Genomic DNA, 16,000 nt, shown 5'->3' on the forward strand with positions numbered 1-16,000 from the left:
ATTTATGGAGACAAAACGTATATATATAGATAGTCAAGCTCCGGAGCCAGAGATTATTGAAGAAGCGGCAAAGCTAATACGGGAGGGCCAATTGGTTGCTTTTCCTACGGAAACTGTTTACGGGCTGGGAGCTAATGCGTTAAACGCTGAGGCTTGTGCCGAGATTTTCAAGGTCAAGGGACGTCCTCAGGATAATCCCCTGATCGTTCATGTCTCCAATCTAGAAATGGTAAAGTCCCTAGTGGTAGGTTGGAACGAGCAGGCAGAGCGTTGTGCACGTGCCTTTTGGCCTGGTCCGCTCACATTGGTTTTGCCAAAGACAGCTATTATTCCGGATGCAGTGTCAGCTGGGCTAAGTTCGGTGGGTATTCGCATGCCCAACCATCCGGTGGCCTTAAGCCTGATTGAGAAGGCGGGAGTTCCGATTGCGGCGCCGAGTGCTAATCTCTCCGGAAAACCCAGTCCGACGAATGGGATCCATGTCTGGAAGGATCTACGAGGTCGTATTCCGTACATCTTGGACGGGGGAGCCTGTAATGTGGGGGTAGAATCAACCGTTCTTGATCTGACAGGTGAAATCCCTTGCATTTTACGACCGGGTGGCATAACGAAGGAAAGACTGGAGAAAATTTTAGGGGAAGTTGCTGTGGATCACCCATCGGAAAATCAGTTGCCCAAAGCACCAGGTATGAAGTATAGGCATTATGCGCCTAAGGGAGAACTCTATCTTCTGATTGGTGAACGGGAGAAAATATTAGCCCGAATGACGGATGAAATTCACAAAGCGCATGCTCGGCTTAAAAAAGTGGGGATTCTCTGTACATTAGAGAGTGCCTCAAGTTTACATAGCCAACTGCCTGAATTGCTTTTCGTTCTGGGTTCCGAAGAACGACCTGAGGAAGTAGCCGCCAGCCTCTATGAGGGTCTAAGACTTTGTGATGAACAAAGCATTGACATCATACTTGCTGAGGGTGTTGCAAAGAACGGGTTAGGTTTTGCCATCATGAACCGTCTGGAAAAGGCTTCTGGACAGAAGATTTGGTATGTGTAGAGAGACCAGCTTAAAGGTATTTCATTCCAAGCTCTAGCATAAGATACAGAAGCAAGTTTAGGTTGCGAAGTCTGAGTTTTAGGCTAATTGCACGAACTTCGAACCTCGTTTTGGGGGTGGAAAGCTTGAACTTAGCTTGGGTTTTAGCTCTTTCCGTTGCCTTGGGAGCGGATGCTTTCTCTTTAGCCCTGGCGATTGGACTCGTGGGTATTGGCAAACGGATGACGTTAAGGCTTTCACTCATTGTTGCGATCTTCCATGTCATTATGCCTCTGGGAGGACTTCTTCTCGGTCAGGCCCTGGGAATAGTACTGGGGCAATTGGCTAAAGGAATTGGGGCGGCTGTACTGCTCTGGCTAGGGGGGCGGATGCTTTTCCATGTTTGGCGACCTGTTCCAGAATTTTATCGACTTTCAGAGGCTCGTCAAGCTCTGAGACGTGCCCAGCTTCCCACGGGTATCTCTTTACAGGGTGTCGGAGTTTACGCCTTAGCGGTAAGTGTCAGTTTAGATGCACTTAGTGTGGGGTTTTCCCTGGGGACTGTAGAGAGTCCGATTGGGATCACGGTCCTCGTGATGGGGGTCGTAGCGGGAATCATGATGGGGAGTGGTCTCCTTTTGGGAAGGTTTGTTGGATCCTTGATCGGCCAACGGGCAGAGGCCTTAGGAGGCATGGTTCTCGTTATGATCGGAGTGAAGATGCTATTATAGGGTAGATATTCATGTCGTTTCCCAGCACCACCAGATGATAACGAAAACTTAGCTGGCGCCAAGTCCTAGCGCAGGCGCCTTATCCTGCCGGACTTAACCACATTCCAAAGGGACAAGGAGGCGAGCTGAGACCCATCGGCATACCTACGCTTGAAGATAAAGTTCTTCAGAGGGCGGTATGCATGCTGTTGGAACCTATTTATGAGCAAGACTTTAGGGATAGTTCATTTGGATTCCGACCGGGAAGGTCACAGCATCAAGCACTTGAAGTCATCTGGAAAGAAACCATGGATATAAAAGGCGGATGGATATTGGATGTCGATTTACGAAAGTATTTTGATACCATAGATCATGCCCAGATCCAAGCAATGCTCCGATAACGGGTAAATGATGGAGTCATTACAATGGGTCGTAAAGCGGAAAACGGCAAGCAAACGTCTGAGTGGTAAGATACAAGCCGTAGCAAAGTGGTGTAAGGATAACCGACAGCTGACAATCCGGGAACAACATAAAACCCTATGTGTTAAGTTGCGAGGCCACTATCAGTATTATGGCATTAGCGGCAACTACAGGAGTATAAACGCTTTTCGGCATGCCGTGTTGAAGTCTTGGTTGAAATGGTTAAATCGACGGACACACAAGGGGAAAAGAACATGGAACGCATTCTACGATGTTCTTCTGCACTTACCACTCCCAGCGCCTAGAATAATGCACTCCTACATTTAGCAAAACCATAGCGAGAGGAACCGGATGCGGGAAATCCGCACGTCCGGTCTGTGGGGGTTTTGGGGGAGTAATCGCCCAATTCTACCCGGCATATAGGAGACTCGGCTTAGAGGTGAGGTACGAAACTCAAGCCCTAGTCGACTTATCCTCGAAGGGGAGAAGCTACGCTTACGGGTCTTTTAAGATATTTTAGATTAGGGTGGTGCTCATGGGAATCAAATTATTATTTATCTGTACCGGAAATACATGCCGTAGTCCCATGGCTGAAGGGTTAGCTAAAACAATTCTAGGGCCGGAGGTGGAGGTGAGCTCGGCTGGAATGGCTGCTGGGGAAGGCCAACCGGCGAGTGATCAAGCCTTAAGCGTGCTGAAAGTACGAGGGATTGATTTATCTTCCCATCACGCTCGTCAGATTAATCCATTACTTCTGCAAGCGGCGGATTGGATCATCCCAATGACGAAGGAACATGAAATCCGGTTGTGCGCGCTTTATCCACAGTATACGGGCAAAATTCGGAGACTCGGTGCTTGGGGAACCAAGGGCAAAGATATTTTGGATCCGTTTGGAGGATCACTCAAGGTTTATCAGAAATGTGCCGAGGAAATTGAAGGCTTAATTTTTGAACTCAAGAAAGAATTGGATAGTTTAGCAGGAAAAGATTAAAGATAGAGGTAAGTAGCTTGGCAGGAGCCAAGCTTTTACTTTGTACTAACAGAAACTTCCATGAACCTGCCGATTCACAGGGAGGTATGAAAATGTAGTCCATTTTCGTAAGAAAGTATAAGTTTGGGGCAGATAGCATAAGTGCAACCAGCGGTTTTCGCTTTCCTACGATGCAAGTAGTTAAGTCCGGCAGGATAAGGCGACTAAGGCCATCGCTTTGGCGCTGACCAAGTCTTCTATATCGCAAAGCTCGGCGAAAGCCGGGTTTTCTTTAGATAAGGCATCAAAAATTCTTCATAGATTGTATACTTTCTTTAGTTTTTGGCGATTTTGGCAGGGATTGTCCACTAAAGTGTAGAATTTGCATTAGATGGACAAAAGCATAATCAAACGGAGGTGGACGGATTGAAAATTGCACTCGGAGCAGATCATGGTGGTTATGAGCTCAAGAATGAAATTCGCACGCACTTGATAGACCAAGGAATAGAGATATTGGACTTAGGAACAAACTCGAAGGAATCCGTCGATTATCCAAAATACGGTTTCAGGGTCGGAAAAGCAATCCTCCAGGGAGAGGCAGACCTAGGAATTGTTGTTTGTGGGACAGGCCTAGGAATTTCGATGGCAGCGAATAAAGTCCCAGGGATTCGAGCGGCTTTATGCACAGAGACCTACTCAGCCCGCATGTCCCGTGAACATAATAATGCTAACGTACTTGCCCTAGGGGGGCGGGTAACGGGAGTAGGCTTAGCCTTAGATATTGTTGATATGTTTATTAAAACCCCCTTTGCTGGAGGACGGCACGCACGGCGCGTAGATTTGCTGACTTCGATTGAGATGGGGGAAGAGCTTTAAGGAGGCGCAGTTAACATGCTAGAGAAGTTAAAGGAAATTGCTACGACCTGGCAGAAGGTTCTCGATGATTTTTTTTCACAAGCAAATTTACACCCAGGTCAAGTTCTCGTGTTGGGTTGTAGTACTAGTGAAGTGCTCGGAGAACATATAGGAAAAGGAAGCAGCATCGAAGTTGCGGACATTCTCTTACTACCACTGCTCCGAAAGGTACAGGAACAAGGAATTTTTCTAGCCGTCCAAGGATGTGAACATATTAATCGGGCCCTTGTGGTCGAGGAAGAATGTGTGGAACGTTATGGACTAGATCCTGTAACCGTTCTTCCGGGGCTGAAAGCGGGTGGAGCAATGTCAGTAAAGGCTTGGCAGAGTTTTAGAGCTCCTTTGATGGTCGAGTGCATTAAGGGACATGCAGGAATTGACATTGGGGATACGTTTATCGGGATGCACTTGCGTCCGGTGGTGATTCCAATCCGACTTGAGGTTCAGGAAATCGGAAAAGCCCATTTAACCATGGCCCGCACTCGTCCTCGCCTTATTGGCGGAGCGCGAGCGATTTATCCCGAGTAAATTAAGATTAAAGCTTGAAAAGCTCGAGCTTTTAATGTAGGTTATGACCATTAGGATAAATCTCTCAAGAATCTCTTTAAGATAATGCTTTAAAAACAAACACTAGAGATTTTTAAAGGAGTGGAGAAAAATGGATTACATTAAAGAATGGGTTCTTCCCCAAGACCCGGAAGTAGCCGAAGCGATTGCTCAAGAAGAAGGGCGCCAGCGCAATAAAATCGAACTTATTGCCTCAGAAAACTTTGTTAGCCGTGCGGTAATGGCAGCTCAAGGCTCGGTACTGACCAACAAGTATGCCGAAGGATATCCCGGTCATCGCTATTACGGGGGCTGCGAATACGTCGATATCGTCGAAGACCTAGCTCGTGAACGAATTAAAAAGCTCTTTGGAGCTGAGCATGCTAATGTTCAACCACATTCCGGCGCTCAAGCGAATACCGCGGTTTATTTTGCCGTACTTAAACCCGGGGACACTGTTCTCGGCATGAATCTTTCACATGGTGGGCATTTGACCCACGGCAGCCCTGTGAACCTTTCGGGCATGTATTTTAACTTTATAGCCTATGGGGTTGAACCCGACACAGAAGTGATTGACTATGAAAAAGTTCGTGCTTTAGCACTCGAGCATCGACCAAAGTTGATCGTTGCAGGCGCAAGTGCTTATCCTCGAATTATTGATTTTCCGAAACTCCGTGAAATTGCGGATGAGGCGGGCTGTCTCCTGATGGTGGATATGGCGCACATCGCCGGCCTAGTTGCAGCCGGAATTCATCCAAGCCCGATTCCTTATGCTCATTTTGTCACCTCGACAACCCATAAAACGCTTCGTGGGCCAAGAGGCGGGCTGATTCTTTGCAAACAAGAATTCGCTAAGGCCATAGACAAGGCAATTTTCCCTGGAATTCAGGGTGGACCACTGATGCACGTGATTGCTGCGAAAGCAGTCGCTTTTGGGGAGGCTCTGCAACCGGAATTTAAAGAGTATCAAAAACATATCGTGGAAAATGCTAAGGTTCTGGCGAATAGCCTGACTAAAAAGGGTTTCCGTTTAGTCTCTGGCGGCACAGATAATCATCTCATGCTTGTTGACGTGCGAACCAAAGGATTGACGGGAAAGGACGCAGAACATATCCTTGATGAGGTAGGAATAACCGTTAATAAAAATACAATCCCTTATGATCCAGCGAGTCCCTTTGTAACCAGTGGTATCCGAATTGGGACACCGGCTGTGACCAGCCGAGGAATGAATCCTCAGGCGATGCAGCGGATTGCTGAGGCCATAGATATCGCCCTGACGAAACAAGATGAGACAAATTATGCCAAAGCGAAGGAAATTGTTGCGAGTCTTTGCGAGGAGTTCCCGCTTTACCTAAATCTAGATTAGGAGTTGACTTATTTCATGGCACAACTACACGTTCTCGATCATCCCCTCATTCAACATAAGCTTTCATTAATCCGCGACGAGGAAACCGGTTCGAAGGACTTCCGTGAACTCGTGGAAGAAGTTGCCATGCTCATGGCGTACGAAGTAACTCGAGACTTTCCACTAGAAGAGGTTGAGGTGAAGACTCCAGTTGCCACGACGAAAACGAAAATAATTGCCGGACGAAAGGTTGGACTAGTACCCATCTTGCGTGCAGGTCTGGGTATGGTTGATGGAATGCTTAAACTTATTCCAACGGCAAAGGTCGGTCATATAGGGTTATATCGTGACCCAGAAACGCTCAAACCGGTGGAATATTATTGCAAACTGCCAACGGATATTGAAGAGCGAGAACTGATTGTGATTGACCCAATGCTTGCGACGGGAGGATCTGCGTCAGCAGCTATTACATTTTTAAAAGAACGAGGGGTTCGCAATATCAAGTTGATGTGTCTTATTGCGGCTCCAGAGGGTATTCAGGCGGTAAGATCCGCGCATGATGATGTTGAGATTTTTGTAGCTGCGGTCGATGAGAAGTTAAATGACCATGGTTATATTGTACCTGGCTTAGGTGATGCTGGAGACCGGCTGTTTGGAACGAAGTGATCGATATGCTAAAGAAACGGCCAAGTTGGGATGACTATTTTATGAAAATGGCGCAGGTGGTTTCGGAACGATCCACCTGCTTACGTCGTCAAGTCGGTGCAGTGATTGTCAAGGATAGGCAGATTCTGAGTACGGGATATAACGGTAGCCCTACAGGACTGAAGCATTGCGCAGAAGTCGGATGTTTACGCCAAAAACTTCAGATTCCTTCCGGCGAACGGACTGAGATCTGCCGTGCGGTTCATGCCGAACAGAATGCACTCGTACAGGCAGCAAAGCACGGTGTAGGAATAGCGGGAGCAGATCTCTATACAACCTTAGAACCTTGTGTCCTCTGTACAAAGATGATTATTAATTCGGGAATCAAACGGGTAATTTATGCCAAACCCTATCCTGATGCTTTGGCGCATGAACTCGCCGAAGAGGCAGACCTTGAGTTGATCCATCTTTTCTCGGAAGAAGAAAGTGGATGCTAAGGAAACTTACCACAGATAAAGAAACTTACCACAGATGAAGTTCTAAAATATTTCAAAGGAGAGTACCGAGCGGTGAAACAACCACAAAAGGTCATGGTGGTTTTCGGGACGCGTCCCGAAGCTATTAAAATGGCCCCAGTCGTTAAAGCCCTTCACAAGGTATCGATTCCGTGTCAGGTCGCTGTGACCGCCCAACACCGAGAAATGCTCGACCAAGTGTTGGCGCTTTTTAAGATTCGACCAGACTATGACTTGAATTTAATGAGAGCAGGGCAGACCCTCGTTGATATTACAACTCGGGCACTAAACGGTCTAGCCGAGGTTTTCGCAAAAGCAAAACCGGATTTAGTCTTGGTTCATGGAGATACGACTACAACCTTTGTCGCAGCTCTTGCCGCCTTTTATGCCCATATTCCGGTTGGACATGTGGAAGCAGGTTTACGCACTGGAGATAAGTATTCTCCGTTTCCAGAAGAAATGAACCGTAAACTAACGGGTGCGATTGCCGATTTACATTTTGCACCGACGAATACAGCAAAACAAAATTTACTCCGGGAAGGTGTAGCTGAGGCGAAGATCTTTGTTACGGGAAATACGGTAATTGATGCCTTGCTAAACACAGCCCGTGCTGATTATCGATTCATCGACCCGGAACTCGATTCAATATTGGAGCAAGAACAAGGTAACCGCATGATTTTGGTGACTACGCATCGCCGTGAAAACCTTGGGGAACCGATGCGTCAAATTTATCGAGCAATAGCTAACGTTCTCGATAACAACCCAGATACTTATATCGTTTTTCCTGTTCATAAGAATCCTTCGGTACGAAAAGTGGTCAGTGAGGTTTTAGGTCAGCATGAGCGAGTCCACTTAATTGAACCGATGGATTATGAACCTTTTGTCAATTTAATGGCAAAAGCCCATATCATTTTGACAGACTCAGGCGGGATTCAAGAGGAGGCACCTTCTTTAGGGAAACCCGTCCTTGTTGTACGGGATACGACGGAACGGCCAGAGGCCGTAGAAGCAGGAACAGTCTCTTTAGTGGGCACCTCTTATGAGCGAGTCGTGGAGAGCTTAAACAAGCTTTTAACGGATGAGAAAGTTTTTCAGGCGATGGCCCATGCGAGCAACCCCTATGGAGATGGTAAAGCTTCAGAACGAATTGTTCAAATCATCCAAGAACAAATAGCATTTGGAAATAAATGAATAAAATAGCATTTTTAACGGAAAATAGGAAAGCATTATAAATTCTTTTGAAAATTTAAGCAGGAATTTAGAACATAACCCCGAATACTAATAGTTGTTATCCGGGTACCCGAGAGGGGTTTGGGGTAATTTTAAATGGGCGATAACCGTTTAACTGTGGTGAAAGCTATGGCTTTTGGCACAAGTATTGCAACCACACTAGCCGTCTTAGTTGGTGGTGGTTACATGCTGGGTAAATACTTTGACCAGCGCTGGGGAACCCAACCGTGGCTTCAACTTTTCTTTATCTTGGCGGGGCTTGTTTGCGGAGGAAGTTACTTAGTGGTAAGTTTAAGAAGGCTTGGGAACACTGATGACAAAAAGTAAATTTGTTGGGTTACTTTTGGGTACTTCGGGGTTGCTTTTTGTGATTGGGTTGACTCATAAAAGTAGTATACTAGGAGCAGTTCTGGGATATTGGATTGGTTTTTGGTATACACAATCGCTCTATAAGGATACCCAAAGCAGTGCTGAATTAGAAGTCTCCTTAGCCATTCGACGAATGCGTCGAGGCTTTTTTGGGCGTCTAGGGTTTGTTACTTTAGTTGTAGCGGCAGTCGGCCGTTATCAGAAAAGCTGGCTATTTAGCTTAGCAATAGGAATCGCGCTAGGACTCGTGGTTTCTCTTTTCATAGAGCTAAAAGAATTTGTGAAGAGCGGAGAGGGGTGAGTTATGAATATATGGAAAAAACTATATTATGGCATTTAGGTAATATGACCTTCCATGGAAAGACGTTAGTCATGACATGGATGGTTATGGCAGTCATTTTAATTTTCGTGCTTCTGGGAGTTCGACATTTAACGAGTGGTAAGCCGGGGAAAATGCAGAATATATTGGAATGGATGCTTGATTTTGTTCGTAAAATCATATCCGATAACATGGATTTAGAAAAAGGACGCCCAATTCTAGGCTATCTAGTGACTTTGATTCTGTTTGTCTTTGTTTCTAACATGTTCGGACTTCTTCCCAACTTGACATTTAATCTTCTTCATAATGTGGAGTTTGCTCAGCTGAACAAGATATTTGAAGGGGCTTCTTGGATGTCTCCAACGGCAGACATCAATACGACGATGGCCTTAGCTATCATGACGATGATCTTGGTTGTTGGGCTGGGGATTAAGCATCAAGGAGGACATTATTTCAAACATTTTTTAGAACCTAATCCAGTCTTTTTGTTAATCCATGCAATTGATATGATTTCCAAACCGATGACTCTGGCCTTTCGTCTTTTTGGAAACATTTATGCGGGCGAAATTCTCATTAGCGTTATTTTGATGCTTCCGGGTATTTGGGTACTAGGGGGGATTTTGCCAGACGCAATTTGGTTAGCGTTTAGTGTCTTTATCGGAGCTATCCAATCCTATGTATTTACAGTTCTAACAACGGCATATGTCGCTCAAGCGGTGACGGAAGAGGGCTAAGGTTTATTAGTTTAAGTTATTCGTTAAATTTCAGTGGAGCATGTGCGCTGCTGAGAAGATATTAAGTAAAAATAATTTATGGGGAATAAGAAAGGAGGAAACTCTGTGGACGTATCTGCTGCAGCTGCACTTGGTGCAGGGATTGCTGCTGGTTTAGCAGCCCTCGGAGCTTCACTTGGTAACGGAAGCTTGATTACGAAAACGATAGAAGGAATTGCCCGCCAGCCTGAGGCAAAAGGTGCACTACAATCCACCATGTTTATTGGTGTTGGTCTCGTTGAAGCTTTACCACTTTTAACATGGGTACTAGCTCTTCTTCTCATGTTCACGAAGTAAGTCTGAAATTGAATTGGGCTTGAGTCTTAAGTCCCAGCCCGTCAGGAACAAGGGGGAACGGATCGTTCCCCCTTGAAAAAATCATCCGCAGATGGACCAGACTTGAGAGGGGGGGTAAACTGTGAACAATCCCATATCATTTGATTGGACGCTAGTCGTCCAGATTGTATCTTTCCTGTTGCTCGTTTATATTCTTAGACGCTACGCTTGGAATCCACTCATGAATATGATGGAAGAACGCCGTAACTTCATTGAGTCCAATATTGCTCAAGCTGAGAAAGAACGCCAGCAGGCTGAACAAATAAAACGTGAATACCAGGAAGAAATGCGCAAGGCTCGTCAAGAAGCTCAAGAGGTTATCGCGAAGGCGACGAAATTGAGCGAAGAACGGTCTGTGGAGATCCTGGCAGAGGCTCATGAAGAGGCCGAGAAGATTAGAAAATCGGCTCTTGCCGATATTGAACGCGAACGTGACTTGGCTATTGCCCAAGTGAAGGCGCAAGTTGCCGATTTATCGGTTGCCGTAGCCGAAAAGATAATTCGTAGAAACTTGGATGTTAAAGGCCAGGAAGATCTTATTGAGCAATTTATTCAAGAAGTAGGGGAATTGCCATGTTAAAGGGAGCTCTAGCTCGTCGGTATGCTAAGGCCTTATTTGAAATAGGAGTACAACAGGATCTGAATCAAGTAGAGACCGACCTCCAGCAGCTAACAGGGTTAATTGCCGAGAATGCTGAGGTCGCGCATCTCCTTTACCATCCGCATATTTCTTTGACCGAGAAGAAAGCAATTATGGACAAGCTCTTTTCAGGAAGCATGAGTGACACGGTTCGCCACTTTTTTTATCTGCTTATCGATAAGCGAAGAGAAAACTTGCTTCCTGATATTCAACGGGAGTTTATGTTACTTGCAGACCAAGCGCGAAACATTGTCGAAGCAAGGATATCGAGTGCTGCGCCTTTGAGCAAAAGCCAAGAAGAACGTTTGCATAAGGAATTGGACCGGATTACTGGAAAAAATGTACGTATGGTCAAGGAGGTCCGTCCCGAACTCATCGGTGGTGTAATCGTGCAAATCGGTGATCAGGTCATGGATGGAACGGTGGCTTATAAACTTTCTCAGATTCGCCTAAGCTTAGGCTGAGCCTAAACCGGGAGCTTTTGAAGACCTCAGAGAATAGGGGTGAAAAGACAGGATGAATTTACGTCCAGAAGAAATAAGTTCAATTATCAAACAACAGATCGAACGTTATGATAATGTGATCGATGTTGCGGACGTGGGAACTGTGATCGAGATCGGTGACGGGATTGCCCGCGTCTATGGATTGGAAAAGGCGATGGCTGGTGAACTCCTGGAATTCCCGAACGGAATTTACGGAATGGCCATGAACCTTGAAGCAGACAACATCGGTTGTGTTATTTTGGGGCAGTTTATCGGAATTAAAGAAGGCGATCCGGTCAAACGCACAGGACGGATCGTCGAAGTTCCGGTTGGCGAAGAAATGATTGGCCGTGTTGTTAATGCGTTAGGTCAACCGATTGATGGCAAAGGGGAAATCAAGTCAACAAAGTTTCGTCCGATTGAAGCCCAAGCCCCTGGCGTCGTTTATCGCAAATCGGTGCATGAACCGTTGCAAACAGGTCTTAAATCCATCGATGCGATCGTGCCGATCGGTCGTGGACAGCGGGAACTGATCATTGGTGACCGGCAAACGGGTAAGACGGCAGTCGCTATTGATACCATCATAAACCAAAAGGGGCAAGATGTGATCTGCATTTATGTCGCCATTGGCCAAAAGGCGTCCACAGTCGCTGGGGTTCTTAAGACGCTACAGGATCATGGTGCTATGGATTACTCTCTTATCGTTTCGGCACCGGCCTCAGAACCTGCGCCAATGCTATATATTGCACCTTATGCGGGTTGTGCCATCGGCGAGGAATTCATGTATAACGGTAAGCATGTATTGATCATTTATGATGATCTTTCGAAACAGGCAGCCGCATATCGTGAATTATCCCTCTTGCTCAAACGTCCACCCGGGCGTGAGGCCTATCCTGGAGATGTTTTTTATCTCCATTCCCGTCTCTTGGAACGCTCAGCAAAGCTGTCTCCTGAACTTGGAAGCGGATCAATGACGGCTCTGCCGATTATTGAGACCCAAGCGGGTGACGTTTCAGCCTATATTCCTACGAATGTTATTTCGATTACCGATGGACAGATCTTCTTGGAGACGGATCTGTTTAATTCAGGTTTTCGCCCAGCTATTAACGTGGGCATTTCTGTATCCCGTGTCGGTGGTTCGGCGCAAATTAAAGCCATGAAGCAAGTCGCTGGGCAATTACGGCTCGACCTTGCGCAGTATCGTGAGCTTGCAGCCTTCTCCCAGTTTGGGTCTGATCTAGATAAAGTCACGCAAATGCGCTTAGGCCGTGGAGAACGGACGATGGAAATTCTGAAACAAGCACAATATCATACGATGCCTGTTGAAGAAGAAGTAGTTGTCATCTATGCAGCAGTTAAAGGCTTGATCGATGATATTGAGGTCGATCAGATTGGTCGTTTTGAACAAGAGTATCTGCGTTTCATGCGCTCGGTTAAAGCTGACCTCCTGGCTAAAATCCGTACTGAGAAGGCACTATCGGATGATTTAAACGCCGAAATCGAAAAGGCGATTAATGAATTCAAACAAGGATTTCTGATCTAATAAATGGGGGGTAGGTGAACGAGGTGGCAAGTATACTTGATATTCGTCGCCGGATCCGAGGCATTAGCAATATGGAGAAGATCACCAAAGCCATGAAGATGGTGGCGGCAGCTCGCTTGCGGAAATGCCAGGAAAGGGTTGTCGCTGCCCGACCTTATACCCGTCAAATGCACGAAATATTGGTTCGTCTCGCCCAGGATCAGACGGAGGCCACGCATCCTCTTTTGGAAAAGCGGACCGTGCACACAGTGGGATATGTGGTCATTACCTCTGATCGGGGACTTTGCGGTGGGTATAATGCGAACTTAATCCGGATGACCAATAATTTGCTCACTAAGGAAGCACACGAGGCGAAACTCGTTGCGATAGGTCGTAAGGGACGAGATTTCTACCGGCATGGAAAAGTTGAGATGCTTTCTGATTTTGTAGGCTTTGGAGATTTCCCTTCTTATAGTCTCGCAAAGGATATTGCTCAACAAGTCATTCACTTCTATAGTGAGGGCACCTTTGATGAAGTCTACCTGGTTTATACTGAATTTATCTCGGCGATTTCTCAGCAACCCAAGCAAATCAAAATTTTACCAATTGAGCAACCCGAAGGGGAGAGCGGTAAAGATTATATTTTTGAACCGTCGCCTGAGCAGATCCTTAACACCTTGCTCCCGAAGTATGTGGAGACCCAAGTCTTCCGTACTTTGCTTGAAGGAAAAGCAAGTGAGATGGGAGCCAAAATGACAGCGATGGGTTCAGCAACAGATAATGCCAAAGACATGATTGATCGTTTGACGTTACAAATGAATCGTGCTCGTCAGGCAGCCATTACGAAGGAAATTTCCGAAATCGTCGGGGGAGCAGCTGCCCTCGAGTAAGCTACTGGAAATACCCAAAAAGGAGGTTTCTCGCCTGTGAATATCGGTAAGATAGTTCAAGTCATGGGGGCGGTAGTTGACGTTGAGTTTGCTCCCGACGAACTGCCGAGAATCTATAATGCAGTATTAGTTCAGGCTCCTGAGAGGAAGATCGATATCACCTTAGAGGTGGAGCAACATTTAGGAAATGAAATAGTGCGTTGTGTAGCTATGTCCTCAACGGACGGCTTACAGCGGGGAATGGAAGTAAAAGATACAGGTTCACCAATTACTGTTCCTGTAGGTCCAGTGACCCTGGGACGGATGTTTAATGTGTTAGGTAAACCTGTCGATAATGGTCCTGAGGTAAAATCAGAAACGAATTATCCAATTCACCGCCCAGCACCAGCATTTGTCGATCAAGATCCCTCAACGCAAATGCTTGAAACGGGGATCAAGGTCATTGATCTACTGGCGCCATATGCTAGAGGAGGTAAAGTTGGCCTCTTTGGTGGTGCCGGTGTGGGCAAAACTGTGCTTATTCAGGAGCTCATCAATAATATCGCTATGCAGCATGGAGGCCTTTCCGTCTTTGCTGGAGTTGGCGAGCGGACCCGTGAAGGCAACGACCTCTGGAATGAAATGAGAGAGTCTGGCGTTATCGACAAAATGGCGATGGTCTTTGGTCAGATGAATGAGCCTCCCGGTGCCCGTCTTCGTGTCGGCCTTTCGGGACTGACCATGGCTGAATATTTCCGTGATGTCCAAGGCCAAGATGTTCTTCTCTTCATTGATAACATTTTTAGATTTACTCAAGCTGGATCTGAAGTGTCTGCCCTTCTGGGCCGGATGCCTTCAGCGGTTGGTTATCAACCTACCCTTGCTACGGAAATGGGTGCATTGCAAGAGAGGATTACCTCCACTCGCAGCGGATCGATCACCTCGGTGCAAGCGATTTATGTACCCGCTGACGACTTAACTGACCCTGCTCCAGCTACAGCTTTCGCTCACTTGGATTCAACCACGGTTCTCAACCGGGCGATTTCTGAGAAAGGAATTTATCCGGCTGTTGACCCTCTAGATTCATCGTCGCGGATTCTTTCTCCTCAAATCCTCGGCGAGGAACACTACAACGTAGCACGTAGTGTTCAGCAAATCCTGCAAAAATATCGAGAATTGCAAGATATTATTGCCATTCTCGGGATGGATGAGCTTTCAGAAGAGGAAAAACTCATCGTGGGTCGCGCTCGTCGGATTGAGCGCTTCCTATCTCAACCGTTCCATGTGGCCGAAGTCTTTACAGGCTCGCCGGGTAAATACGTACCTATCAAAGAGACGATCCGCGGATTCAAAGAGATTGTCGAAGGAAAACATGATGATCTTCCTGAGTCAGCTTTCCACATGGTTGGAACGATTGAAGAAGCGATTGAAAAAGCTAAAGCATTGGGGGCATAAACATGGCTGGTACATTTACTTTCCATGTGGTTTCTCCGGAAGGCAATGTGCTTAAAGAAGAGATTGAATTCGTCATATTGCCAGGGGTAAACGGAGAACTTGGAATTTTGCCTAACCATGCTCCATTGATTGCGGCGCTTGATACGGGCGTGATCCGCTATACTATTGAAGGCAAGAAAAAAAATTTAGCCATCTCAGGGGGGTTCGTTGAAGTATCTGAGAATAAGGCGACAGTACTCGCTGATACGGCGGAGTCTGGCGAGCTTATTGATCTTCAGCGTGCTCAAGCTGCTAAAGAAAGAGCCGAGAAGCGCTTGGCTCAAAGATCACCGGATATAGATATTAAGCGTGCTGAGTTTGCTCTTCATCGAGCGATCGCACGGATTAATGCTGCAGATCGGAAAAATGACTAAAATTAAAATGTCACTGAAAGCGCGATAAGTCAGATTGAGGCTTATCGCGTTTCTTTATACTAACAGAAAGTATAAGTCTGGGGGCAGATAGTATAAGTGCAACCAGCGGCTTTCGTTTTCCTACGATGAATGCGTAAGTTCGGCAGGATAAGGCGACTAAGGCCACCGCTTTGGCGCTGACCAAGTCTTCTATATCCTACGATGCATGTATTTATGTCCGGCAGGATAAGGCGACTAGAGCCATCGCTTTGGCGCCGGCTAAGTCTTCTTTATCCTACGATGCAAATGGTTAAGTCCGGCAGGATAAGTGCAACTAGGGCTTCTGCCTTCGCTAGGGCTTGGTGCTAGCCAAGTCTTCTTTATCCTACGATGCAAATGGTTAAGTCCGGCAGGATAAGTGCAACTAGGGCTTCTGCCTTCGCTTTGCTTGGCACAAGCCAAGTTTTCTTTATCCTACGATGCAAGTGGTTAAGTCCGGCAGGATAAGGCAACTAGG

The 16,000-nt window shown here is 46.4% G+C and carries 20 protein-coding genes; all 20 read left to right on the top strand.

Translation table 11 applies throughout. The annotated features are described in order from the left end of the window. Nucleotides 1-4: 4 nt before the first annotated feature. The 20 genes from VM640_RS08770 (at nucleotide 5) to VM640_RS08865 (ending at nucleotide 15,504) form a co-directional block, all read left to right on the top strand. Nucleotides 5-1,051, top strand: a complete 1,047-nt coding sequence (locus tag VM640_RS08770) for an L-threonylcarbamoyladenylate synthase (RefSeq protein ID WP_325391299.1) — start codon at nucleotides 5-7, stop codon at nucleotides 1,049-1,051. 125 nt (nucleotides 1,052-1,176) lie between these two features. Further along, the gene (locus VM640_RS08775; RefSeq protein WP_325391301.1) at nucleotides 1,177-1,761 is read left to right on the top strand and encodes a manganese efflux pump MntP; all 585 of its coding nucleotides are present in this window, start codon (nucleotides 1,177-1,179) and stop codon (nucleotides 1,759-1,761) included. A 101-nt stretch (nucleotides 1,762-1,862) separates the two neighbouring features. After that, complete coding sequence (locus tag VM640_RS08780) at nucleotides 1,863-2,141, top strand: reverse transcriptase/maturase family protein (protein WP_325391349.1); 279 nt, start codon at nucleotides 1,863-1,865, stop codon at nucleotides 2,139-2,141. Nucleotides 2,142-2,695: 554 nt separating this feature from the next. Further along, on the top strand, nucleotides 2,696-3,151 hold the full coding sequence (locus VM640_RS08785) for a low molecular weight protein arginine phosphatase (protein WP_325391303.1): 456 nt from the start codon (nucleotides 2,696-2,698) through the stop codon (nucleotides 3,149-3,151). Between the two features lie 405 nt (nucleotides 3,152-3,556). Then, a complete protein-coding gene (rpiB, locus tag VM640_RS08790; protein ID WP_325391305.1) occupies nucleotides 3,557-4,006 on the top strand; it encodes a ribose 5-phosphate isomerase B in 450 nt (149 codons plus the stop codon). A gap of 15 nt (nucleotides 4,007-4,021) precedes the next feature. Beyond that, nucleotides 4,022-4,573, top strand: a complete 552-nt coding sequence (locus VM640_RS08795; RefSeq protein WP_325391307.1) for a TIGR01440 family protein — start codon at nucleotides 4,022-4,024, stop codon at nucleotides 4,571-4,573. 130 nt (nucleotides 4,574-4,703) lie between these two features. Next, nucleotides 4,704-5,957, top strand: coding sequence for a serine hydroxymethyltransferase (locus tag VM640_RS08800; protein ID WP_325391309.1), 1,254 nt, complete (start codon nucleotides 4,704-4,706; stop codon nucleotides 5,955-5,957). Between the two features lie 15 nt (nucleotides 5,958-5,972). After that, nucleotides 5,973-6,602, top strand: a complete 630-nt coding sequence (gene upp, locus VM640_RS08805) for a uracil phosphoribosyltransferase (RefSeq protein ID WP_325391311.1) — start codon at nucleotides 5,973-5,975, stop codon at nucleotides 6,600-6,602. 5 nt (nucleotides 6,603-6,607) lie between these two features. Further along, nucleotides 6,608-7,078 (top strand): deoxycytidylate deaminase, encoded by a 471-nt coding sequence (locus tag VM640_RS08810; protein WP_325391350.1) that lies wholly within the window; start codon nucleotides 6,608-6,610, stop codon nucleotides 7,076-7,078. Between the two features lie 72 nt (nucleotides 7,079-7,150). Then, nucleotides 7,151-8,287 carry a non-hydrolyzing UDP-N-acetylglucosamine 2-epimerase gene (gene wecB, locus VM640_RS08815; protein ID WP_414647940.1) on the top strand — a complete coding sequence of 379 codons (1,137 nt, stop codon included), beginning with the start codon at nucleotides 7,151-7,153 and terminating at the stop codon, nucleotides 8,285-8,287. Between the two features lie 135 nt (nucleotides 8,288-8,422). Further along, a complete protein-coding gene (locus VM640_RS08820) occupies nucleotides 8,423-8,653 on the top strand; it encodes an AtpZ/AtpI family protein (RefSeq protein ID WP_325391313.1) in 231 nt (76 codons plus the stop codon). Next, on the top strand, nucleotides 8,640-8,996 hold the full coding sequence (locus VM640_RS08825) for a hypothetical protein (RefSeq protein WP_325391314.1): 357 nt from the start codon (nucleotides 8,640-8,642) through the stop codon (nucleotides 8,994-8,996). The genes VM640_RS08820 and VM640_RS08825 overlap by 14 nt, the downstream gene beginning before the upstream one ends. A gap of 11 nt (nucleotides 8,997-9,007) precedes the next feature. Next, nucleotides 9,008-9,748, top strand: a complete 741-nt coding sequence (gene atpB / locus VM640_RS08830) for a F0F1 ATP synthase subunit A (protein ID WP_325391316.1) — start codon at nucleotides 9,008-9,010, stop codon at nucleotides 9,746-9,748. 105 nt (nucleotides 9,749-9,853) lie between these two features. Next, entirely contained in the window at nucleotides 9,854-10,084 is a 231-nt protein-coding gene (gene atpE, locus VM640_RS08835) for a F0F1 ATP synthase subunit C (protein ID WP_006716806.1), read from the top strand. Nucleotides 10,085-10,205: 121 nt separating this feature from the next. Continuing rightward, complete coding sequence (gene atpF / locus VM640_RS08840) at nucleotides 10,206-10,703, top strand: F0F1 ATP synthase subunit B (protein ID WP_325391319.1); 498 nt, start codon at nucleotides 10,206-10,208, stop codon at nucleotides 10,701-10,703. Next, nucleotides 10,697-11,227 carry a F0F1 ATP synthase subunit delta gene (locus tag VM640_RS08845; protein WP_325391321.1) on the top strand — a complete coding sequence of 177 codons (531 nt, stop codon included), beginning with the start codon at nucleotides 10,697-10,699 and terminating at the stop codon, nucleotides 11,225-11,227. The genes atpF and VM640_RS08845 overlap by 7 nt, the downstream gene beginning before the upstream one ends. Before the next feature lie 52 nt (nucleotides 11,228-11,279). Next, nucleotides 11,280-12,788, top strand: coding sequence for a F0F1 ATP synthase subunit alpha (gene atpA / locus VM640_RS08850; protein WP_325391323.1), 1,509 nt, complete (start codon nucleotides 11,280-11,282; stop codon nucleotides 12,786-12,788). Nucleotides 12,789-12,811: 23 nt separating this feature from the next. Then, the gene (atpG, locus tag VM640_RS08855; protein ID WP_325391325.1) at nucleotides 12,812-13,657 is read left to right on the top strand and encodes an ATP synthase F1 subunit gamma; all 846 of its coding nucleotides are present in this window, start codon (nucleotides 12,812-12,814) and stop codon (nucleotides 13,655-13,657) included. Between the two features lie 36 nt (nucleotides 13,658-13,693). Beyond that, nucleotides 13,694-15,091, top strand: a complete 1,398-nt coding sequence (gene atpD / locus VM640_RS08860) for a F0F1 ATP synthase subunit beta (protein WP_325391327.1) — start codon at nucleotides 13,694-13,696, stop codon at nucleotides 15,089-15,091. Nucleotides 15,092-15,093: 2 nt separating this feature from the next. Beyond that, nucleotides 15,094-15,504, top strand: coding sequence for a F0F1 ATP synthase subunit epsilon (locus VM640_RS08865; protein WP_325391329.1), 411 nt, complete (start codon nucleotides 15,094-15,096; stop codon nucleotides 15,502-15,504). Nucleotides 15,505-16,000: the final 496 nt, after the last annotated feature.

Origin of the sequence: Desulfitobacterium sp. (assembly GCF_035539115.1) — a bacterium.
GTDB lineage: Bacteria > Bacillota > Desulfitobacteriia > Desulfitobacteriales > Desulfitobacteriaceae > Desulfitobacterium_A.